The 20,799-nt window shown below is 63.3% G+C and carries 19 protein-coding genes and 1 pseudogene; 7 read left to right on the forward strand and 13 right to left on the reverse strand.

Annotated features, from left to right (window positions below; all coding sequences use genetic code 11):
• Positions 1-53 precede the first annotated feature (53 nt).
• Positions 54-1,325, reverse strand: coding sequence for an O-antigen ligase family protein (locus tag NKJ84_RS14425; protein ID WP_352506983.1), 1,272 nt, complete (start codon positions 1,323-1,325; stop codon positions 54-56).
• A gap of 329 nt (positions 1,326-1,654) precedes the next feature.
• Here NKJ84_RS14425 and NKJ84_RS14430 point away from each other — a divergent pair, with 329 nt between their 5' ends.
• Complete coding sequence (locus NKJ84_RS14430; protein WP_352506984.1) at positions 1,655-2,407, forward strand: SDR family NAD(P)-dependent oxidoreductase; 753 nt, start codon at positions 1,655-1,657, stop codon at positions 2,405-2,407.
• 40 nt (positions 2,408-2,447) lie between these two features.
• Here the strand turns inward: NKJ84_RS14430 and NKJ84_RS14435 are convergent, their stop codons facing one another.
• Together NKJ84_RS14435 and NKJ84_RS14440 are read right to left on the reverse strand one after the other, a co-directional pair.
• Positions 2,448-3,029, reverse strand: a complete 582-nt coding sequence (locus NKJ84_RS14435; protein WP_352506985.1) for a DUF1349 domain-containing protein — start codon at positions 3,027-3,029, stop codon at positions 2,448-2,450.
• Positions 3,030-3,067: 38 nt separating this feature from the next.
• Positions 3,068-4,504 carry an aldehyde dehydrogenase family protein gene (locus NKJ84_RS14440; protein WP_352507006.1) on the reverse strand — a complete coding sequence of 479 codons (1,437 nt, stop codon included), beginning with the start codon at positions 4,502-4,504 and terminating at the stop codon, positions 3,068-3,070.
• A 177-nt stretch (positions 4,505-4,681) separates the two neighbouring features.
• Between NKJ84_RS14440 and NKJ84_RS14445 the strand changes: the two genes are divergently transcribed.
• Positions 4,682-5,713: a hydroxyacid dehydrogenase gene (locus NKJ84_RS14445; RefSeq protein ID WP_352506986.1), complete on the forward strand. Its 1,032-nt coding sequence runs from the start codon at positions 4,682-4,684 to the stop codon at positions 5,711-5,713.
• 27 nt (positions 5,714-5,740) lie between these two features.
• On the opposite strand, the gene NKJ84_RS14450 is transcribed toward NKJ84_RS14445, so the two are convergent.
• The 5 genes from NKJ84_RS14450 to NKJ84_RS14470 all read right to left on the reverse strand — a co-directional run bounded on the left by NKJ84_RS14450 (position 5,741) and on the right by NKJ84_RS14470 (position 13,362).
• Complete coding sequence (locus NKJ84_RS14450; protein ID WP_352506987.1) at positions 5,741-6,226, reverse strand: hypothetical protein; 486 nt, start codon at positions 6,224-6,226, stop codon at positions 5,741-5,743.
• Positions 6,227-6,329: 103 nt separating this feature from the next.
• The gene (locus NKJ84_RS14455) at positions 6,330-9,191 is read right to left on the reverse strand and encodes a nitrate reductase (protein WP_352506988.1); all 2,862 of its coding nucleotides are present in this window, start codon (positions 9,189-9,191) and stop codon (positions 6,330-6,332) included.
• A gap of 3 nt (positions 9,192-9,194) precedes the next feature.
• Positions 9,195-9,524: a nitrite reductase small subunit NirD gene (gene nirD / locus NKJ84_RS14460; RefSeq protein WP_254816082.1), complete on the reverse strand. Its 330-nt coding sequence runs from the start codon at positions 9,522-9,524 to the stop codon at positions 9,195-9,197.
• Between the two features lie 66 nt (positions 9,525-9,590).
• Positions 9,591-12,041 carry a nitrite reductase large subunit NirB gene (gene nirB, locus NKJ84_RS14465; protein WP_352506989.1) on the reverse strand — a complete coding sequence of 817 codons (2,451 nt, stop codon included), beginning with the start codon at positions 12,039-12,041 and terminating at the stop codon, positions 9,591-9,593.
• A gap of 19 nt (positions 12,042-12,060) precedes the next feature.
• Positions 12,061-13,362, reverse strand: a complete 1,302-nt coding sequence (locus tag NKJ84_RS14470; RefSeq protein WP_352506990.1) for an MFS transporter — start codon at positions 13,360-13,362, stop codon at positions 12,061-12,063.
• Between the two features lie 167 nt (positions 13,363-13,529).
• Here NKJ84_RS14470 and NKJ84_RS14475 point away from each other — a divergent pair, with 167 nt between their 5' ends.
• Positions 13,530-13,721, forward strand: coding sequence for a hypothetical protein (locus tag NKJ84_RS14475; RefSeq protein WP_352506991.1), 192 nt, complete (start codon positions 13,530-13,532; stop codon positions 13,719-13,721).
• A gap of 281 nt (positions 13,722-14,002) precedes the next feature.
• On the opposite strand, the gene NKJ84_RS14480 is transcribed toward NKJ84_RS14475, so the two are convergent.
• From NKJ84_RS14480 to NKJ84_RS14490, 3 genes are all read right to left on the reverse strand, one after another.
• Entirely contained in the window at positions 14,003-14,800 is a 798-nt protein-coding gene (locus tag NKJ84_RS14480) for an ABC transporter ATP-binding protein (RefSeq protein WP_352479817.1), read from the reverse strand.
• Positions 14,801-14,811: 11 nt separating this feature from the next.
• Positions 14,812-15,708: a nitrate ABC transporter permease gene (gene ntrB, locus NKJ84_RS14485; RefSeq protein WP_352506992.1), complete on the reverse strand. Its 897-nt coding sequence runs from the start codon at positions 15,706-15,708 to the stop codon at positions 14,812-14,814.
• An 84-nt stretch (positions 15,709-15,792) separates the two neighbouring features.
• On the reverse strand, positions 15,793-17,109 hold the full coding sequence (locus tag NKJ84_RS14490) for a CmpA/NrtA family ABC transporter substrate-binding protein (protein ID WP_352506993.1): 1,317 nt from the start codon (positions 17,107-17,109) through the stop codon (positions 15,793-15,795).
• Here NKJ84_RS14490 and NKJ84_RS14495 point away from each other — a divergent pair.
• Positions 17,096-17,224 carry a hypothetical protein gene (locus NKJ84_RS14495; RefSeq protein ID WP_280952097.1) on the forward strand — a complete coding sequence of 43 codons (129 nt, stop codon included), beginning with the start codon at positions 17,096-17,098 and terminating at the stop codon, positions 17,222-17,224. The genes NKJ84_RS14490 and NKJ84_RS14495 overlap by 14 nt on opposite strands.
• A gap of 244 nt (positions 17,225-17,468) precedes the next feature.
• Here NKJ84_RS14495 and NKJ84_RS14500 read toward each other — a convergent pair whose 3' ends face one another.
• A complete protein-coding gene (locus tag NKJ84_RS14500; RefSeq protein WP_352506994.1) occupies positions 17,469-18,707 on the reverse strand; it encodes a CmpA/NrtA family ABC transporter substrate-binding protein in 1,239 nt (412 codons plus the stop codon).
• Between the two features lie 2 nt (positions 18,708-18,709).
• Complete coding sequence (locus NKJ84_RS14505; protein ID WP_023676288.1) at positions 18,710-19,309, reverse strand: ANTAR domain-containing response regulator; 600 nt, start codon at positions 19,307-19,309, stop codon at positions 18,710-18,712.
• Positions 19,310-19,420: 111 nt separating this feature from the next.
• On the opposite strand from NKJ84_RS14505, the pseudogene NKJ84_RS14510 reads away from it, so the two are divergent.
• The 3 genes and pseudogenes from NKJ84_RS14510 to NKJ84_RS14520 all read left to right on the forward strand — a co-directional run.
• Positions 19,421-19,663 (forward strand): annotated as a pseudogene (locus NKJ84_RS14510) (ABC transporter permease); the annotation flags it as partial.
• 122 nt (positions 19,664-19,785) lie between these two features.
• Positions 19,786-20,526 carry a GntR family transcriptional regulator gene (locus NKJ84_RS14515; RefSeq protein ID WP_352507007.1) on the forward strand — a complete coding sequence of 247 codons (741 nt, stop codon included), beginning with the start codon at positions 19,786-19,788 and terminating at the stop codon, positions 20,524-20,526.
• 3 nt (positions 20,527-20,529) lie between these two features.
• Positions 20,530-20,799: ADP-ribosylglycohydrolase family protein (locus NKJ84_RS14520; protein WP_352506995.1), on the forward strand; the 270-nt coding region annotated here is incomplete at its 3' end.

The following is a 20,799-nucleotide window of genomic DNA, read 5'->3' on the forward strand; positions in this document are numbered from 1 at the left end:
CAACCCCGTGGGCAGCGGTCTGCGGGGTTTTTGCTGTTTGGGATCCGCCCGCTCTAACCTCGCACGGCGTCCGGTTCCTCCAGATGATTCACGGCGTTCCACCGGGAAGCAGCGACGGCCGGCACCCTCACCAGCTTGAAGTAGCTATAGTACAGCAGGAACGATCCCATGATGTAGGGATTGAGGGTCTCGACCTCGACGAAGGATCGGATGAACAGAAGCACCATGACGCCGGCAAGAATCACGGAGTCGGCTTGCCATGTCCTGAATATCAGCGCCGAGACGTGACCCCAGAGCGTGCGCAGGATAATCAGCGAAAGCAGTGTCGCGCCGACGAAGCCGAGTTCCACCAAGGTCTCGATGTAGGTGTTGTGGAAGTGGAAGCCGCTTCGCGCGGCGATGTAGAATTCGTTCCACAGCCGCTCGGCCTCGGAGAAGCCCTGCACCCAATAGGCGGCGTAGCCGACGCCGAGCATGGGCGATTGCTGCGCGGCATTCCAGCCCTGCTGCCAGAGGTAGGTTCGTCCGGTGAGCGTCGAATCCTTGCCGAAAAGGCCAAGGACAAAGTCCATCAGCCCGAGATTCAGCGCAATCACGGTGCAGGCGACCAGCCCGCCCGCACCGATCATGAAAATCACCCGGCGATGGCGGAGCGAAAGCACCTTGCCGATGGAAAGCAGGGCGACCAGAGCGAGAACCGCCGGGGTCGATGCCATCGAAGTGGCCGAATGCGACACGACCAGTAGATAGCCTGATAGAAGGACAATCGGTACGATCAACAAAAAGCTTGTCCGGCCCCGCCTGAGAAAGGCGAGGTAGACAACGCAGAAATAAATGCCAAGCGATGCGACAAAGCCGATCTGGTTCTTGGAGCTGAACGCGCCGACGAAATTGTACGTCCCATCGAGAACGTCGTAGGAATAACTCGCGACCTTGAGCGAGTAGAGCAGGACGATGAAAATCCCGATCAGGGCGCCTATGGTCAAGGTCCGGACGCTGACGGTGCGTGCGGCAATGTAGGCGCAGGCGATATGGGAACAATATTGGACGGCCGTCCTTGCCGTGGTGCCGGGAGCTGCCGACCAGAACACCGAGAAGCAGACATAGGTTGCAAAGGCCAGCGGAAGCCAGGCGCTGGAAGCGTGCCTTAATATCTTGCGGTAGTCGACCAGGATGAGCGGCAGCCAGACTGCATAGTAGGCCAGGATCATGGCCTGGCCGAAAATGGTCGAGTAGGAGAACGCCCAGATCGAGACGGCAACGGCAAAGCTGCCATAGACCGTGTTCTTGTCCGGATCGATCAACAGAGATTTTGGAATCTTCATCTCGGTATCGGTTTTCCGTCCTTGCAGCTCAATGCCGATTCATGGCCCTATTTCATGGGCCGATTCATCGGATCGATGGGAGCCTCGCCTGCAGGTGCTCGCATTGTGCAGTGCAATATAACGCATCCGGCGCCGCCTGTCACCCGAATGCCAACTGGGCGCGTCGTTCCTGCAGTTCTCGCAATACCGGACGGGACGATTTGGCCAGGAGGCAGTGCCGTCCAATTGCCCGGTGCTGGCCCATCACAAGCTGTTCTGAGGCTGCGAGTCCGTGCTTGAACTTGTCCGCCGTTGACTTCACATTCGCCGCCGATTGGGAGGAAGACGACATGCCGATGAGTTTCGCGGGACGATTTGCCGGACGATCCGCTGTTATCACCGGCGGCGCCTCAGGCATCGGCTTGGCCGTCGCGCAAAGGATCACTGACGAAGGCGGACGTGTTTCGGTCTGGGATCGCGATGCCGCTCAGATCGAACAGGCCAAGGCCATTGTTACAGGCCTGCACAGCGTCACCCTCGACGTCGCCGACCCCATAGCGATCGAAGCCGCCGCAGGAGAGACTATCGAAGCGCTGGGCGCGGTCGACATCCTTGTCACCAGTGCTGCCATCACCGGGCCTAACATGACGACCTGGGAGTATTCCGTAGAGGATTGGCGCCGGGTCATCGACATCAATATCAACGGCGTCTTCTTCTGCAACAAGGCGCTGGTCCCGCATATGCTCGAACGCAATTACGGCAGGATCGTCAACATCGCCTCGATTGCCGGCAAGGAAGGTAACCCGAACGCCTCGGCCTACAGCACCTCCAAGGCGGCGGTGATCGGGATGACCAAATCGCTCGGCAAGGAACTGGCCAAGACCAAGGTGACGGTGAACTGCGTCACGCCGGCGGCTGTGCGCACCGCGATCTTCCAGCAGATGAGCCAGCAGCACATCGACTTCATGCTGTCCAAAATACCGATGGCGCGCTTCGGCGAGGTCGGGGAGGTGGCGGCGCTGATTTGCTGGATCGCCTCCGAGGAATGCTCGTTCACGACGGCTGCCGTCTTCGACGTCTCCGGCGGCCGGGCGACCTACTGAGGCCGGCCCGACGCAAACCGCCCGACGGCATCGCGGCGCCTCAGTCGTGAAGCTCCCGCGAGATCGGCGGGCCGATCGAAAAATCGCTGAATGTCACTTCGAAACCCTCGCGCTGCGGCGAACAGCACATCATGCCGACATCGACCGTTTTCGACGGCGGGAAATAGGCAAGCCGCACCGGTTTCCAGTGCTTGTCGGACGCGTCCAGATACTGGACGCGGATCGTCTCGGCATGGCGGGTCAGGCGGATCCTGACCCCGTCGGGGTCGGCTGGAATGCTGGCCAGCGACCAGTCGGAGGCATCGTTGGTGACGACGACGGAAAAATACGTCAGCCCGTCGGTGTATTCGATGCCGGCCTTTATCCAGTGCGTCTCGCTCAGGCGGACCATAAGCCCGGCCTGATCGTAAAGCACCTCATAGTGCCCCTTGACCGTGACTTCGGCGCTGAAATCGCCCTCGACCTCACGATAGAGGAAATGGCCATTGTCGCGCCAGAAGCCGTAGAATGTCTCGCGCCAGAAGTCGGTCTCCTTGCCGGTCCGTACATGCACCGTATTGTTGCCGAAGGCGTGGTGCGGCGGCGGATTGAGCCAGGTCAGGGCCGTATTCTCAGATGTCATCGATTTGCTCGCCTGCCTGGCTGGTCTGCCGCCTTTTCTTAGCCGGCAAACGTGTAAGCGGTCTTCACCGTGGTGTAGAACTCTGCGGCATAGCGGCCCTGCTCGCGCGGGCCGTAGCTCGATCCCTTGCGTCCGCCGAAAGGCACGTGGAAGTCGACGCCGGCCGTCGGCAGGTTGACCATGACCATGCCGGCTTCCGAATTGCGCTTGAAGTGCGTGGCATGCTTGAGGCTCGAGGTGCAGATACCGGACGTCAGCCCGAACGGCGTGTCGTTGGCCACCGCCAGCGCCTCGTCATAATCCTTGACGCGGATGACGTTGGCGACCGGTCCGAAAATCTCCTCGCGCGAGATGCGCATGGCGTTGGTGGTTTCGGTGAACAGCGCCGGCTGCAAATAGAAGCCGCGGGTTTCACGATCGAGCCGCTCGCCACCGAAGGCAAGGTCCGCACCTTCCTGACGGCCGATGGCGATATAGTCTTCGTCCTGTTTGAGCTGGCTCTGGTCGACAACCGGCCCGATCTGGGTCTTGGCGTCGAGAGCGTCGCCGACGACTAGCTTGGCCATGCGGTCCTTGAGCGCCTCGACGAAGCGGTCGTGGATGCCGTCCGTCACCACCAGCCGGGACGACGCCGTGCAGCGCTGGCCGGTCGAGAAGTAGGCACCGTTGATAGCGCAGTCGACGGCGACGGCAAGGTCGGCATCGTCGAGCACTACAAGCGGGTTCTTGCCGCCCATTTCGAGCTGGAACTTGCGCATGTGCTCGACACTGGCGGCGGCGACGCGTTTGCCGGTGCCGACCGATCCGGTGAAGGTGATCGCGTTGAGGTCAGGACTGTCGAGCATGGCCTGGCCGACCACCGAACCTTTGCCCATGACCAGATTGAGCACACCCTTGGGCAGCCCGGCGCGGTGCAGGATGTCGACAATAGTCCAGGCGCTCTCCGGAACGAGTTCCGCCGGCTTGAAGACGACGGTGTTGCCGTAGGCCAGCGCCGGAGCGATTTTCCAAGCCGGAATGGCGATCGGGAAATTCCACGGCGTGATGATGCCGACGACGCCGACTGCTTCGCGGGTGATCTCGACGCCGACGCCGGGCCGCACGCTCGGCACCAGCTCGCCCGACAGGCGCAACGCCTCGCCGGCGAAAAAATCGAATATCTGGGCGGCCCGCACGGTCTCGCCGATGCCCTCGACCAGCGTCTTGCCTTCCTCGCGCGCCAACGCCCGGCCGATTTCATCTTTCCGCGCGGTGATCTCGTCCGACGTTTTCCTCAACACCGCATGGCGGGCCAGCAGGCCCGATCGAGACCATGCCGGAAAAGCCGCTTTCGCCGCCGCGATGGCCTGCCGAGCGTGCTCCGCGCCTCCCGATGCATATTCGCCGACCACGTCGTCGAGATTGGACGGGTTGATGTTGCGGGAGCCGGCATCGCCTACCCACTCGCCATCGATGAGGTTCTTTCGAAACGGGATCATGTCGCTGTCTTCCTTGTCGTCCTTCGATCGCCGTCTATCTGGACCACCGACCGCCGCACCGCAAGGCCGAAGAAGGCAAACTTCTCCTTCTCGACAGGCATGTGATAGGTGTCGGGGGCGGGAAAAGACGATTCTAGTGTGGTGCGACGCGGATCGCACGGGAGGTGAAGTATCATGTCCGACAGCGCCTTGCCCCTGGTGATCAGCGCACCCGAACCGCGCACGCTCGACCTGATCTTCACGCCGGCTGCGCTGGCGAACTTTCGATCGAAATACCGCATCGTCGAAACATCGCCCGAAGCGGTGGCGGTGCTGCCGGCCGATATCCTTGGCGAGGCGCGCTACATCGTCGGCCAGCCACCTATCGCGCCGGAGACGCTGGAAAAAATGAAGGCGCTGCGCTGCATCTTCAATGTCGAGAGCAACCTCATCAACAACATGCCCTACGAGACGCTGTTTTCGCGCGGCATCCATGTCGTCACCACCGGGCTGGTGTTTGCCGAACCGGTGGCCGAACTCGGCCTTGCCATGGCGCTCAACCTCGCCCGTGACATCGTCGACGCCGACCTCGCCTTTCGACAGAGCAAGGAGCGTTGGGGCGGCGACAGCAACCGGACGGCGCGGCTTCTTTCCGGCGCGGACGTCGGCATCATCGGCTTCGGCGATCTTGGCCGTGCGCTCAACCGGCTGCTGTCGGGCTTTCGCACGCGGACAAAAGTCTTCGACCCGTGGCTGCCGCCGTCGATCCTGATCGAAAACGGCGTCGAGCCGGCCTCTCTCGACGACGTTCTGTCGAACAGCGATTTCGTCTTCGTCGTCGCTTCGGTGACTAGCGAAAACCAGGGCTTCCTCGGCGCCGAGGCGTTTGCCAGGATGCGCAAGGGAGCCGCTTTCATCCTGCTCAGCCGAGCCGGCGTGGTCGATTTCCCGGCACTGATGGACGCCGTCCGCAGCGGCCATATCGTCGCCGCCAGCGATGTTTTTCCTGAGGAGCCGCTTGCCCAGGATCACCCGGTCCGCACATTGCCGGGGTTCCTGCGCTCCGCCCACCGGGCCGGTGCGCTCGACATCGCTTTCAAGCGGATGGGCGACATGGTGCTGGAAGACATGGACCTGGTCGACCGCGGCCTGCCGCCGATGCGTTCGAAGCGGGCCGAGCGTGAGACCGTTTCGCGCATGCGTTCGAAGCCGGTCGACAAGAATTAGGCCGTCTGCCCGACGGGTCGCACATGCTCAGACGGTGAAGGACCAAAACAGGCAAGCCAGTGTCGCTGCGGCGAAGACGACGAAGAACAGGCTTCGCAACAGGATGTTGCGGCGCAGCTCGTTGATGAAGAGATGGCATCCGACGACTGCCGCGACAAACAGGAACCGCCAGTTCAGCAGCGCCGGGAGCATATCGCGCTGACCGAAAGCAAATCTCGCGGCGAGACATCCAACGATGATCGCAAACAGCACGATGACCGTCCAGAAGATCGCGTCGGCGGCATGTGTCAGGACGATGCCGGCGAGCCTGATCGGCAGAACCATCATCAGGAGTGCGCTGAAAAAATAGACCGCCGCGAGCGGAATGAACGTCCCCGCATCGGCAACGTCGCTCAGGCGCTTGGCGCCGATCGCGCCATAGGGATAGCCATGCCTGGCCACCGTCAGGCTGAGCGCCATCAGCAAGGCCGTCAGCACGGCGGCAAGCGCGAATGAGGTCAGGGCTTTGCTCATGAGGCTCCCGTTCCGAGCGAATCGAAGTCAGAACGTTGGTAGCCCATGGTTTGTAAATTGCTAGTAAGCATCATGCAGCGGCGCGGCAGAGTTCCTCGGCGCATCACTCCGCAGCTTGCAGACGCCGCCCGTCGATAATGGTCTTGATCTCGGCGCGGCAAGAGCCGCAATTGGTGCCGGCGTGAAGGGCGGCGCCGATTGCCGCGACGCTGGTACAGCCGCCGCGTACCGCTTCCGCGATCTGGTTGGCACCGACCCCGAAACAGGCGCAGACGATGGCACCGCGGTCGACGCCGTTGCCGCCCGGGCGCCCGGCGACAATCGCCAGTCGCGCCTGCCGATCGGCATGGTCAGCACCAAGTTGTTCGACCGCCCAGCCGCGCGACACCGCTACCGGCGTAGGCGCAAGATAGAGCGCGCCGACCAGCCGATTGCCTGCGAAACGGGCGAAGCGATGGTGCCCGCCGGCGATGTCGTGATAGGCGAGCGTCTCGCCTTCCATGCCTAACAGCGCGGCGGCCAACCCGGTCCAGTCGCGGCTGTCCTGCAGCGCAATTTCAAGCCGCCAGCCGGCGGGGCTGCGGGCGAGGCTCCAGTAATCGGCGTCGATCGATGCGGGCCGTTCGGCAAGCACGGCGAAGCCGAAGGCTGTGGCGGCGAACCGCTCGATGCGAGCGGCAACATTCTTTGAGGCCGGTTGGCCTGAAATCGCATCGGTCGTCGGCGCGACCAACGCATCGACACGCGCGCGGGCGGAGAACTGATCGGTCCAGTGCATCGGTACGAATACAGAGCCTTGGCGTTGACGCGCCGTCACCAGGGCGCGGACCAGCACCTCGCCATGGGCGGTCGAGACGCGGACGATCTCGGCATCGCCGATGCCGAAGTGCTGCGCATCCGACGGGTGGATTTCGACGAACGGTTCGGCCATGTGCTGCGACAAGCGCGGGCTCTTGCCGGTCCGCGTCATGGTGTGCCAATGGTCGCGCACGCGCCCGGTGTTGAGCACTAGCGGGTAGTCCGGGCTGGTGCGGGTTTGTGCGGCTGGGCGGATAGCAATGAAGCGCGCCCTGCGGTCGGGCGTGTAGAAGCTGCCGTTGGCGAAGAAGCGGGTGGTAAGTGAGGCTCGTCTTGCCTGAACCCCCAAGTCTTTTTCACTTTCAGCCTGAGCACCCCCCTCTGGCCTGCCGGCCATCTCCCCCGCAAGGGGGGAGATTGGCAGCTTTGGCGCCGGCTCTCCCCTTGCGGCATTGGAGATTAGCGAAGGCCGTGATGATAGCCGATCTCCCCCCTTCCGGGGGAGATGGCCGGCAGGCCAGAGGGGGGTGGCTTGGCTCGGCGCTGGCCACTGGAATGGCGCCAACTCCTCATAGGTCTCTGCATCCACATCGGCATAAGCGCCGATGTCGAAATCGCGAGCACTATCATTCTCGAATGCCGACAACGCCGCGTGCTCGGCGAAGATGTCGGCCGGCGACACATGCGAAAACGCCTCGCCAAAACCCATCCGCTTGGCCACTTCGGCGATGATCCACCAGTCGGCTCTTGCCTCGCCGGGCGTAACCAAAAAGGCGCGCTGGCGCGAGATGCGGCGTTCCGAATTGGTGACGGTGCCGTCCTTCTCGCCCCATGCCGCCGCCGGCAGCCGGACATGGGCGTGGCGGACCGTGTCGGTCTCGCCCAGCACGTCCGACACCACGACAAACGGGCAGGCCTTGATCGCCGCTTCGACGGCATCGGCATCCGGCATCGAATCGACTGGGTTGGTCGCCATAATCCACAGCGCCTTGATGCGTCCGTCGGCCACCGCGTCGAACATCTCGACCGCTTTCAGGCCGGGTTTTTCGGCGACAGCCGGCGCGTGCCAGAAGCGCTGCACGCGGTTCCGGTGCTCGGGGTTTTCGATCTCCATGTGGGCGGCCAGCATGTTGGCCATGCCGCCGACCTCACGGCCGCCCATGGCGTTGGGCTGGCCGGTCACCGAGAATGGCCCGGCGCCGGGCTTGCCGATGCGGCCGGTGGCTAGATGGCAGTTGATGATGGCGTTTACCTTGTCGGTGCCCGAAGACGACTGGTTCACGCCCTGGCTGTAGACGGTCACCGTCTTCGCCGTCGCGGCAAACAGACTGTAGAAGCGGCCCAGTTCATCCTCGCCAAGGCCGGTGGCCGCAGCGATGCCGGCCAGGTCGAGCTCCGAGGCGGCGAAAAGCGCTTGCCCGAAGCCGGTCGTGTGTGCCGTGATATAGGTGCGGTCCAACGCGTTGTGCTGGCCGAGATAGGCGAGCAGACCGGTGAACAAAGCGACGTCGCCATCGGGCGCGATCGCCAGATGCATGTCGGCGATGTCTGACGTCATGGTGCGGCGTGGGTCGATCAGCACCACCTTCATCTCGGGCCGCTTTTCCCGGGCCGCGGCGATGCGCTGGTAGAGCACCGGATGGCACCAGGCGAGATTGGAGCCGACCAGCACGATCAGGTCGGCAAGTTCCAGATCCTCGTAATTTCCCGGAACGGTGTCCGAGCCAAAGGCGCGGCGGTGGCCGGCGACGGACGATGCCATGCACAGGCGCGAATTGGTGTCGATATTGGCCGAGCCGATGAAGCCTTTCATCAGCTTGTTGGCGACATAATAGTCTTCGGTCAGCAACTGGCCGGAGACGTAGAGGGCGACCGCGTTGGGGCCGTGTTCGGCAATGGTTTGCGAGAAGGTCGAAGCGACAAGGTCGAGCGCTTCGTCCCAGCCGGTGCGGCGACCGTGAATCTCCGGATGAAGCAGCCTGCCTTCGAGATCGGTGGTCTCGGCCAGCGCTGAGCCTTTGGAGCAGAGCCGGCCGAAATTCGCCGGGTGGTCCGGGTCGCCACGAACGGTTATTTCACCGTCCGCGGCGACCTTCGCCAGCACGCCGCAGCCCACCCCGCAATAGGGGCAGGTGGTCCTCACCTCGCGCGCTTCATCAATCTGCATGGTTCACGCCGCGCGGCTGGCCAGCGCTTCCAGCGCAATGAACAGCCGCTCACCGTCGATCCGCACCGCGATGGTGCGCACCGCGCCCTCGTCGGCGCCAAGCGCCTTGCCTGTCTCCAGCGAGATCACCCAATTGTGCAAGGGACAGGTCACCGCCGTGCCATGGACGATGCCCTGGCTGAGCGGCCCACCTTTGTGCGGGCAATGGTCATCGATCGCAAAGACCTGATCGTCAGCCGTACGAAAGACGGCGATCTTGCCTTCGGGCGTTGCGACGCAGCGCGCACCGCGACGCGGAATGTCAGACAGGGAGCCGATCGATACCCAATTCATGTGGCTATTCCTCTTTTGCGCGTATTCTTGTCCGAAAACCGCATTCCACTTTTCGGGGACACGCGCCTACTCCGCCGCCTGCGGAAAGCCGACCGAAGCCAGCGGCCGGAATTCATGCTTGTCCTTGCCGGAAACGCGTTCCGACCATGGGTCAACCTGCGCGAATTTCTGCGAAAAGACGAAGCGGTCGAAATAGGCCTTGCGCTTCTCGCCATCGTCCATGATCTGACGCTTGATCTCGGCGATGCCAATGCGCTTGGCCCATTTGTAGATGCGCTCGAGATAGCGGCCCTGCTCGCGATACATCTGCGTCAGCGCCACGATATGCTCCAGCGCCTCGTCCTCGGTCTTGACCAGGCCAAGCACTTCGGTGCCCTTGATGTCGAGGCCGGCGGCGCCGGCGAAATGGATCTCATAGCCGCTGTCGACGCAGATCACGCCGACATCCTTGCAGGTCGCCTCGGCACAGTTTCGGGGACAGCCCGACACCGCCATCTTGACCTTGGCCGGCGTCCAAGAGCCCCACATGAATTTTTCGATACGGATGCCCAAGCCGGTCGAATCCTGCGTGCCGAAGCGGCACCAGTCGGAGCCGACGCAGGTCTTCACTGTGCGCAGTCCCTTGGCATAGGCCTGGCCGGAGACGAACCCGGCCTGACCGAGATCGGCCCACACTGCCGGCAGGTCTTCCTTGCGGATGCCGAGCATGTCAATGCGCTGGCCGCCGGTGACCTTGACCATCGGAATGTCGAACTTGTCGACGACATCGGCGATGGCGCGCAATTCGGCGGCGTTGGTGACGCCGCCCCACATGCGCGGCACTACCGAATAGGTGCCGTCCTTCTGGATGTTGGCGTGGACGCGCTCGTTGATGAAGCGCGACTGGTAATCGTCGGCGTATTCGTCGGGCCAGTCGCAGACGAGGTAATAGTTGAGCGCCGGCCGGCATTTGGCGCAGCCGCAAGAGGTCTTCCACTCCAGCTCCTGCATGACGGCGGGAATGGTCTTCAGGCCCTTGGCTTTGATCAGCCGGCGGACCTCGTCATGGCCAAGCGAGGTACAGCTGCACATCGGCTGGACCGCCGCGGGGTTGTATTTGTCGCCGATGGTCAGCACCATCAGCTTTTCGACCAGCCCGGTGCAGGAACCGCAGGACGCCGACGCCTTGGTGTGGGCGCGCACATCGTCGAGCGAGGTCAAGCCCTTGGCCGTGATCGCGCCGGTGATCTTTCCCTTGCATACGCCGTTGCAGCCGCAGATTTCCGCATCATCCGGCAAGGCTGCAACGGCCGCCATAGGGTCCAGGGGGGCGCCTCCCTGGTAAGACTGGCCGAAAATGAGCGTGTCGCGCATCTCGGATATGTCGGTCTGCTTCTTCTTGAGATCGTTGAACCAGGCGCCGTCCGTCGTCTCGCCGTAGAGCACGGTGCCGATGATGCGGTCGTCCTTCAGCACCAGGCGTTTGTAGACGCCGGCGGCGGCATCGCGCAGCACGATCTCCTGGCGGTCCTCGCCCTCGGCGAAGTCGCCGAGCGAGAACAGGTCGATGCCGGTGACCTTGAGCTTGGTCGGCGTGTCCATATGGACGAAAGCTGCCGCCTCGTTACCAGCCAGCTGGCTGGCGGCGACGCGCGCCATCTCATAGAGCGGCGCGACCAGCCCGTAGACCTGGCCGTTGACCTCGGCGCATTCGCCGATTGCGTAGATGTCCGGGTCGTTGCTGCGCATGCCGGCGTCGACGACGATGCCGCGATTGACGGCAATGCCGGCTTCCTTCGCCAGCACCGCGTTCGGCCTGATACCCACCGCCATGACGACGAGCGTTGCGGGAATGACGGTGCCGTCGGCAAGCTCCACCCGCTCGACCTTGCCGTTGCCGGTGATCGCCTGCGTGTTGGCCTTGGTGATGACCTTGATGCCGCGCTGCTCGACGGCACGCTGCAGGAGATAGCCTGCGGCCGGATCGAGCTGACGCTCCATCAGCGTCGGCATGACGTGCAGCACGGTGACGTCCATGCCTTGCGAGTTCAAGCCCGCTGCCGCCTCGAGCCCGAGCAGGCCGCCCCCAATGACGACAGCCTTGGCCCGCGACTGGGCGGCAAGCATCATGGCCCGGACGTCGTCCAGATCGCGATAGGTGAGCACGCCCGGCAGGTCATGGCCGGGCACCGGAATGATAAACGGCACCGAGCCGGTGGCGATGACGAGTTTGTCATAAGGCTCGGTCACGCCATGATCGGAGGTGACGGTCCTTGCCTGCCGGTCGATGGCGACGATCTTGTGGCCCTTGTAGAGGGTGATGCCGTGCTTGATGTACCAGCCGTCGCCATGGATGATGATCTCCTCATAGGCCTTTTCGCCCGACAGAACCGGCGACAGCATGATGCGGTCGTAGTTCACGCGCGGCTCGGCGTTGAAGATGGTGACCTGGTAGCGCCCAGGCGCCTTTTCCAGGAGATGCTCCAGCATGCGCCCGGGGGCCATGCCGTTGCCGATGATGACGAGTTTTTCGGTCATGTCCTGATCCACTCCGCTCTCACTCAGCCGCGTAGGAAAGGCCTGAAGCTTCGGCAGACGCCGTGCGCTCCATCCGCCGGATGGAAAAATGCATCCAGGCAAAGCACGTGGCGACGATGACGAAGAGCAGCATGAAGCAGCTCGACCAGACGCCGGTGAGGTCGTTGAGCACGCCGAAGGCGATTGGCAGGATAAAGCCGCCGAGCCCGCCAATCATGCCGACAACGCCGCCGACCGCGCCGACACTCTGCGGATAATAAGCCGGGATGTGCTTGTAGACGGCGGCCTTGCCAAGGCTCATGAAGAAGCCGAGCACACAGGCCACGGCTATGAAGGCGAGCGGGCCGATCTCGAAATGGAAGGCGATCGGCCCGCTGATACCGCGCACGACGTAGTCTGCCGAGGGGAGAGACAGAACGAGAGTCGCGACGGCACTGACAGCGAAGGTGCAGTAGAGCACGGTGCGGGCGCCGATCCGGTCGGAAAGCACGCCGCCATAGGCGCGGAAAATACTTGCCGGAATTGAATAGGCCGCGCCGATCATGCCGGCGGTCGCAAGTCCGAAGCCGTAGACGCCGATCAGGTAGCGGGGCAGCCACAGCGACAGCGCCACGAATGCACCGAAAGCGAAGAAATAATACAAGGCGAAACGCCAGACCTGCAGGTTCTTGAGCGGCGCGAATTCCTGCAAGAAGCTTCTCGCGGGTGCAGCCTTGCCGTCGCGGCGCTCGCGAATGACCGGATCGTCGCCGGTCGTGAACCAGAAGACGGCGGCCATGACGACAAGTGCTGCCGCCCAGATCAGCGCGACCGACTGCCAGCCCCAGGAGAGAAGCACGAACGGTGCCAGGAACTTGGTGACCGCGGCACCGACATTGCCGACACCGAAAATGCCAAGCGCCGTACCCTGCTTGCCGGCCGGGAAGAAGCGCGAGACATAGGCGACACCGACGGCGAAGGAACCGCCGGCGAGCCCAACGCCTAGCGCAGCGGCCAGCATCTGCCCGTAGGTGTGCGCAAACGCGAGCAGGAAGGTCGCGACTGCCGCCGCAAGCATGGTCGCGGTGTATACCAGCCGACCGCCAAAACGGTCGGTCCAGACACCGAGCACCATGCGCACAAGCGAGCCGGTGAGGATCGGCGTGCCGACGAGCAGGCCGAACTCCGTCTCGTTCAGCCCCAGTTCCTGCTTTATGCGCACGCCGATGATTGAAAAGATCGTCCACACCGCGAAGCAGACGGTGAAGGCGATGGTGGACATCAGAAGCGCCTGCCGGGGAGCAGTGTCCTGGCTGGGCGCGGCAGGGAGATTTGCGGTCATTTTCTGGCTCCGGTTTGCGGCGTGGGGGGCGGCACCGCCCTTGGCTGTTCGTTCGCGACTGTCAGCGGCGCGGCATCGGCGAACTGGTTGAAACCGAGCTGTGCACGGTCACTTCGAAACCTTTGCCGTCAGTCTTGGCGCCAGCGGGAAAGAGGACGAGCGCGGCGGTGAACAGCACGCTGCTGGCCAGAAAAATGGCGGCGCGTGAATTCCGCGAGGCACGCGCCAGTTCCGATCCGTTTCGTCATCGTCGTCTCCGGTTGGCGCCGCTTGGGACCAGCGCCGTCGATTGCGTCAAAACAAAAAAGCCGCCGGCCAGGTCTTCGCGTCCGGGATTCCGGGAGCGCGTGTGGACCTGAGCGGCAGCTTTGCCTGTGGCGCCCGCCATTGGACGCCGTGTCACTTGGCCCTTGCGGGCCTTACATTTTGGAAAGCAGGAAGCGTGCCAATTCGACAGCGCTCTTAATTATCGAATGAAATCAATATGAACCGCAGCCGCGCGACTTTTGACCAAGCTCGGCAGCGGATCAAAGATTAGTCAAGATGCCTTGCACAGCAGCATAATATTTGTGCAATGCGGTAGATTGCCCATTGCCGATGCAGATTTCCAATGATGATGACGCGTTAGCCCGTTATGGCCTCACTCCGCGGCTTCGACGAAGCGGTGGCGTTCGTAGAGGAATTTCAGCACCGCCTCGCGGCAGCGTAGGAAGGTGCGGTCGGAGGAAAGCTCGATGCGCCGACGCGGCCGGGCCAGCGGCACGGGAAGAACCTCGCCGATGGTGGCCGCCGGCCCGTTGGTCATCATGACGATGCGGTCGGACAATAGCACCGCCTCGTCGACATCGTGAGTGATCATGATCGTCGTCGAGCCGAGCCTCGAATGGATATCCATCACCGCGTCCTGCAGATGCGCACGGGTCAGCGCGTCGAGCGCCCCGAACGGCTCGTCGAGCAAAAGAATCTTCGGCTCCATCGCGAGCGCGCGCGCAATGCCGACGCGCTGCTTCATGCCGCCCGAAATCTCCGCTGGGCGCTTGTCTTTCGCATGCGCCATCTGCACGAGATCGAGATTGCGCATGATCCAGTCATGCCGTTCGGCCCGGCTCTTTTTGCCGCCGAAGACCTTGGATACCGCGAGGTTGATGTTTTCGTACACGGTGAGCCATGGCAGCAGGCTGTGGTTCTGGAACACCACGGCGCGTTCGGGACCGGGGCTGTCGACCTCCTTGTCCTCCAACAGAACCGCGCCGGCCGAGACCTTGGTCAGCCCGGCGATTAGATTGAGCAAGGTCGACTTGCCGCAGCCGGAATGGCCGATGATCGAGACGAATTCGCCCTTGTCGATGGTCAGTCTTATGTCCTTCAGGACGTCGCTGACCTGGCCGCCGCGCATGAAGGATTTATCGATATGGTCGAGTTTCAGATAGGCCGTCATCGTCCCTCTCCTCACTTTGCCGTTGTGCCGCGGGTGACGAAGACGCCGACCGACGCGACCAGGCGGTCGAGGCAAAAGCCGGTGACGCCGATATAGGCGAGTGCGACGATGATGTCGGGCAGCCGCGACGAATTCCAGGCATCCCAGATGAAGAAGCCGATACCGACGCCGCCGGTCAGCATTTCGGCGGCGACGATGGCAAGCCAGGACAGACCGATGCCGATGCGCAAGCCGGTGAAGATGTAAGGTGCCGCGGCCGGCACCATGATTTTCACGAAGAATTCGAGCTGGTTGAGCCTGAGGATGCGGGAGACGTTGCGATAGTCCTCTGGAATGTTGCGGACGCCGACGGCGGTGTTGATGATCACCGGCCAGATCGAGGTGATGAAGATGACGAAGATTGCCGACGGGCTGGAATCGCGGAACGCCGCCAGCGACAGCGGCAGCCAGGCGAGCGGCGGTACCGTGCGCAGAATCTGGAACACCGGATCAAGGCCGCGCATCGCCCAGATCGACTGGCCGACCAGAGCGCCGAGCGCGACGCCGACGACCGCCGCAAGGCCAAAGCCGATGGCGACGCGCTGCAGCGAGATCAGCACCCGCCAGGCGAGCCCAATGTCCTGCGGGCCATTGTTGAAGAACGGATGGGCGATCAGGTCATAGGCCTCGTTCCAGACCTGGCTTGGCGGCGGCAGGCTGGCCGTCGGCGACGAACAGGCGACCTGCCAGACGACGAGCATGAGGGCGACGACGATGACCGGCGGCACCAGCGTGCTGGCCAGCTTGCCTGCGATTGCGGCCGGGTCGAAGCGACGCCGCGCCCTGGCGGTGAAGGCGATGATTTCGGCGGGCTTGGAAGGCGCGGGGAACGGCTTCACCTTGCGGTCCTCGATGGCTTGGATAGACATTTCTCGAATGTTCCTTTGGCATTTGGCGACAAGCGGCGCCGTTGCGCTTGCGGCGACAAACGGCGCGAGCGCCGTTTGCACCGTTCAGGCCGATGCCTTGATCTTCAGGCTGTCGAGATAGGCGGACGGGTTCTCCGGATCGAACACCTTGCCGTCGAAGAAGGTCTCGACGCCGCGCGATGAAGACGCCGGGATATCGGCCGCGGCGACACCAAGATCCTTGGCCGCTTCGCGCCACAGATCCTCGCGATTGACCTGGGCGACCAGCGCCTTGATGTCGGTGGTCGGCGCGAACTTGCCCCAGCGGATGTTTTCGGCGAGGAACCAGCTGTCGTGGCTCTTGAAGGGATAGGACACGCCGCCCTGCCAGAACTTCATGTAGAGATCTGTGCCGTTGGCGACGCGGCCATTGCCGTAGTTGATGTCGCCCTTGAGGCGGCCGATGATGTCGGCGGTCGGCACGTTCATCCATTGCCGCTTGCCGATGATGGCGGCCATCTCGTCCTTGTTTTCCTTGGCTTCGCACCATTGCTGGGCTTCCATGACGGCCATCAGGATCGCCTTGGTGGCGTTCGGATACTTGTCGATGAAGGCGGCGCGCAGGCCGAGCGCCTTTTCCGGATGGCCCTTCCATAGCTCGCCAGTGGTAGCGGCGGTGAAACCGACGCCCTGGTGGACGAGCTGCTCGTTCCACGGCTCGCCGACACAGAACACGTCCATGTTGCCGACCTTCATGTTGGCAACCATCTGCGGCGGCGGCACGACGATGGTCGAGACGTCCTTGTCGGGATCGATGCCGCCGGCGGCCAGCCAGTAGCGCAGCCAAAGGTCGTGCGTGCCGCCCGGGAAGGTCATGGCGGCCTTGACCTCCTTGCCTGCGGCCTGCTTGGCGGCGAAGGCATCCTTCAGCCTGGAGGCGTCGAGGGCGACGCCGGTGGCGGCATATTCCTGGGCAACGGAAATGCCCTGGCAGTCGTAGTTGAGGCGCGCCACGATCGCCATCGGCAGCGGCTGCTTGTTTTGCGTCACCTTGCCGGTGTGCATCAGATAAGGCATCGGCGTCAGGATATGGGCGCCGTCAATGCCGTTGGCTTCGCCGCCGAGCACCAGATTATCGCGCGTCGCCCCCCAGGAAGCCTGCTTGAGCACCTCGACATCGGGCATGCCGAATTTCTCGAACAGGCCTTTCTCCTTGGCGATCATCAACGGTGCTGCATCAGTCAATGCGATGAAGCCGAGCTTGGCGCCTGTGACTTCCGGTACGGCGGTAGCCGCATAGGCGCCGGAGGGCAGCAGCGCACGCGCCGCGGCCAGCGTTGCCGCGGTGGCCGCGCTGATCCTCAGGAAATCGCGGCGGCTGATCGCCGTTTGGGCGGAATGGCTCTTGATGCGTTTCGTCATCGTCATCTCCGGTTGGGCGCGGCTTGGGATCGGCGCCGTCGATTGCGTGTTCGATCAAAACAAAAAAGCCGCCGGCCAGGCCGCGCGCGTCCGTCCATCCGGGATCGCGTGTTGACCTGAGCGGCAGCTTTGCCTGTAGCGCCCGCCATTGGACGCCTATTCCGTGACCCCGAGAAGAGTCTGCCTATTGCAACGCAGGAACCGTGCCAGTTTCGGAATGGATGATAAACATCAATGAGATCAACGGCATGCCAAAATCGTCGGCGCCCCGGCCCGCCGGGCGAGCAAGCCAAAGATTGTTCATTAGCGCAGTTGCACGCACATTTTTTGTGCAGTGCACAAGAATGGCGCGGAAATGATCAGGCTTCAGCGCGCGCCAATTTCTGGCCGGCAATGTAGGCGTCGATCTCGTCGGGATCGAAGATCTGGCCATCGAAGAAACCGTCGGGACCGAGCACCAGGCTTGCCCCCGCCGAACCAACTGGGGTCGCGGCCTTCAGCGCGCCCTCGACCTTGGCATTGGCACCGGGAAGCGCCACGCCAAGCGGCTTCAACGCCGAGCGGTAGAGATCGGGGCGATAGCAGTCGCGGGCAATAGCGAGGTTTTCCGGCGTGTGCGCGACATGCCCCCAGCGCACCATCTGCGTGTAGAACCACAGCGCATGGCTCTTCCACGGGAAGTTCGCCGCCTTGTTGAAGGGCAGAAAGAAGTCGCCGACGCTCAGTTCGGCACCGCCGCCGAGCGCCAGATGCCCGCTGAGGATCGGCATCTGCAGCGCCGGCGCCAGGCCGAGAAAGGCCGGCTGCGCCATCAGGGCCGCGAGTTCGCCACGGTTTGCCGGGTCCTGGCACCAGCGCGCCGCATGATGCAGCGCGCGCAGCAGAGCCGAAAGCGCGTCAGGCTCTCTTTCGGCCCATGCCTTGCGCACGCCGACGACTTTCTCCGGGCTGGTCTTCCAGATGGCCGCCTTGACCGTGGCGATATGGCCGGTGCCGGCGACGACCGCGGCGCTGTTCCAGGGTTCGCCGACGCAGTAACCGTCGATCCTGCCGGCGGCGAGCGCGTCGGCCATGAATGGCGGCGGCACGATGACGATTTCGATTTCACGCGACGGGTCGATGCCGCAGGCGGCGAGCCAGTAGCGCAGTTCGTAGTTGTGCCCGGAGTGCGGATGGACGACGGCGAAGCGCAGCGGATCGCCGCCGCCATTCGCCCGATCACGGATCAGCGCTCGCAACGCCTTACCGGCCCGCGCCGGATCGAGATCGGGCCGGGCGCCGTGCGCGGCCATGCCGGCCCAGACCGCGTTCGAAACCGTCACGCAATTGCCGCCGAGGCCGAGCGAGAACGGCACGACGGTGTCGGAGGCGAGCGGCGTCAGCCCCAGATTGCAGGCGATCGGCATCGGCCCCAGCATATGCGCCAGGTCGAAATGGCCGATGGCGATGCGGTCGCGGATGTTGGCCCAGGACGTTTCCCGGTTGAGCGTCAGGTCGATGCCTTCACGTAGGGCGAAGCCGATTTCCTTCGCCGCGACAAGGATGGCGCTGTCGAAGAGCGGCATGAAGCCAACATTGATCCGGTGCTCGGCCGCCATTCTCAACTCTCCTCGGGATCCAGAAGCCCTGCCGCCGTCACCAGGCTCTGCGCGATTTCGGCGATCTTGCGGTTCTGGTTCATGGCTGTCTTGCGCAGCAGCGTGTAGGCCGCGTCCTCCGACAGGCCGCGCGACTTCATCAGGATGCCCTTGGCGCGATCGATCACCTTGCGGCTCTCCAACTCGCTGCGGGCCTCTTCCAGTTCGCGCGCCATGCGCGAGAAGGCGTTGAAGCGGCTGATCGCCATGTCGAGGATCGGCTTGACCCGCTCCTGGCGCAGGCCGTCGACGACATAGGCCGACACCCCGGCTTCCACCGCTGCCTCGATCGACGCCTGGTCCGAGCGGTCAACGAACATGGCGATCGGCCGCTTCACCACGCGCGAAAGCTGGAACATGTTTTCGAGCATGTCACGGTTGGGATTTTCGAGATCGATGACGATGACGTCGGGTTCGATCTCGGCGATCCGCCGCGCGATGCCGGCGACGTCGTGGATGACCGTGACCTGCTGATGCCCTGCCTCCCGCAGTCCCGCTTCGATTATGGAAGCGCGGATGTGGTTTTCATCGATCACCAGGACAGTGAGGGATTTGCGGATCATGCCGCATTTTGCGCAGGCGAGGCGATTGTGCAATGCGGCATAGCGAGATTCACGGAAACAAAGCCGACGCCGCCTGAGGCACTGGACGCGACGGCCGGCGCGACGCGGGCGGCGGTCGGCGACAACGAACGGGCAACACGCCTGTCCGGCGTCTGCGCCTGGCAGGCGATCACCGCGCTCAACGTCATCTCGAGCCTGCTCGCCGGCACTGCTCTACATCGGCCTGATCAGGCGCTGTCGCTCGCCGAACCGCTGGTGCTGCCTTCGGTGGCAGCCGCCATCGTCGGCGGCACCTCGATCTTCGGCGGTCGCGGCGGCTACATCGGCACGATCATTGGGGCGCTGATCCTCACCCGAAACGCTGTGCGGTCGATAGTCATGGGATTTGAAAGCGTCCTTCACGGCTGCAGGCCAGATATCAGTCGTCGTTGACAAGACCACCGCGTGAGGATAATGAACACGATCATACAGGTTCACTGAACAGGTATCTAAATGAAGCGCGCTCGGTTCAACTCTTTCCCGGCACGGGCAAGCCCGAGCAGATCGCCACTGTTCTCGAACATGAAATCCGCTCCGGTGTTCTGGGCTTCGGCGACCGGTTGCAAAGCGAGAACGAGCTCGTCCAGCGTTTCTCCGTCAGCCGTAACACCGTTCGCAAGGGCCTCGAGGAACTGTCAAGCCGCGGACTGATCACCACCAAGGTCGGCATCGGCTCTTTCGTCACCTTCGATGGCAACCCCGTCGATGACTCAATCGGTTGGTCGCGGGCGCTCGCCAACGCCGGCGCCAATGCCGAGACGCGCACCCTGCGGCTTGAGGTGATCGAGGATCCTGATCTTGCCGCGCTACTTGGTATAGAAAACCCGTTTTTCATCGCTGTCGACCGGGTGCGCACCAATGCCAGCGACGGCCACGCTATTTCCATCGAGCGCAGCCGACTGCCATTGTCGCCCGAACTGGAGGACGTGCCGTTGCGCGGCCTGCGCGAAGGCTCCCTGCACCAGACGCTTCGCGGCGCCGGCCTCATTCCCGACCATGGCGAGGAATGGGTCGGGATCGAAATGCTCAACCCTGAGGACGCCGCAATCCTCGGCTGCCCGCAAGGCACGCCGTTCCTGCGCGGTCGCCGGTTGACGCGTGCGGCCGATGACCGGCCGATCGAATATGTGACCAGCCTGCTCAACCCGGCGCATTTTGCGCTGCATATGAGGTTCTGAGAGATGCCCGACGACACCCGGGACACGACCGATCGGGCTATGGGAGCGCTTGTCGGCGGGGCACTGGGAGATGCGCTGGGCATGCCGACGCAGCTTTTGTCGCCGGCGCGGATTGCCGAACTCTACGGCCATGTCGAAGGCTTCATTACTCCTTTCGCCGACCATCCGGTGTCGAAGGGGCTCCCGGCCGGAACGATCACCGACGACACCGAACAGGCGCTTCTGCTTGGCCGTATCTTGGTCGAATCCGGTAACCGGTTCGACCATGCGCGG

Origin of the sequence: Mesorhizobium sp. M0048, from assembly GCF_040323405.1 — a bacterium.
Taxonomy (GTDB): Bacteria; Pseudomonadota; Alphaproteobacteria; order Rhizobiales; family Rhizobiaceae; genus Mesorhizobium.

Excerpts from the sequence above, each read along its gene's own strand:
- NKJ84_RS14425 (WP_352506983.1), bottom strand. The coding sequence starts at position 1,325 with ATGAAGATTCCAAAATCTCTGTTGATCGATCCGGACAAGAACACGGTC.
- NKJ84_RS14430 (WP_352506984.1), top strand. The coding sequence starts at position 1,655 with ATGCCGATGAGTTTCGCGGGACGATTTGCCGGACGATCCGCTGTTATC.
- NKJ84_RS14435 (WP_352506985.1), bottom strand. The coding sequence starts at position 3,029 with ATGACATCTGAGAATACGGCCCTGACCTGGCTCAATCCGCCGCCGCAC.
- NKJ84_RS14445 (WP_352506986.1), top strand. The coding sequence starts at position 4,682 with ATGTCCGACAGCGCCTTGCCCCTGGTGATCAGCGCACCCGAACCGCGC.
- NKJ84_RS14450 (WP_352506987.1), bottom strand. The coding sequence starts at position 6,226 with ATGAGCAAAGCCCTGACCTCATTCGCGCTTGCCGCCGTGCTGACGGCC.
- NKJ84_RS14455 (WP_352506988.1), bottom strand. The coding sequence starts at position 9,191 with ATGCAGATTGATGAAGCGCGCGAGGTGAGGACCACCTGCCCCTATTGC.
- nirD (WP_254816082.1), bottom strand. The coding sequence starts at position 9,524 with ATGAATTGGGTATCGATCGGCTCCCTGTCTGACATTCCGCGTCGCGGT.
- nirB (WP_352506989.1), bottom strand. The coding sequence starts at position 12,041 with ATGACCGAAAAACTCGTCATCATCGGCAACGGCATGGCCCCCGGGCGC.
- NKJ84_RS14470 (WP_352506990.1), bottom strand. The coding sequence starts at position 13,362 with ATGACCGCAAATCTCCCTGCCGCGCCCAGCCAGGACACTGCTCCCCGG.
- NKJ84_RS14480 (WP_352479817.1), bottom strand. The coding sequence starts at position 14,800 with ATGACGGCCTATCTGAAACTCGACCATATCGATAAATCCTTCATGCGC.
- ntrB (WP_352506992.1), bottom strand. The coding sequence starts at position 15,708 with ATGTCTATCCAAGCCATCGAGGACCGCAAGGTGAAGCCGTTCCCCGCG.
- NKJ84_RS14495 (WP_280952097.1), top strand. The coding sequence starts at position 17,096 with ATGCGTTTCGTCATCGTCATCTCCGGTTGGGCGCGGCTTGGGATCGGC.
- NKJ84_RS14490 (WP_352506993.1), bottom strand. The coding sequence starts at position 17,109 with ATGACGAAACGCATCAAGAGCCATTCCGCCCAAACGGCGATCAGCCGC.
- NKJ84_RS14500 (WP_352506994.1), bottom strand. The coding sequence starts at position 18,707 with ATGGCGGCCGAGCACCGGATCAATGTTGGCTTCATGCCGCTCTTCGAC.
- NKJ84_RS14505 (WP_023676288.1), bottom strand. The coding sequence starts at position 19,309 with ATGATCCGCAAATCCCTCACTGTCCTGGTGATCGATGAAAACCACATC.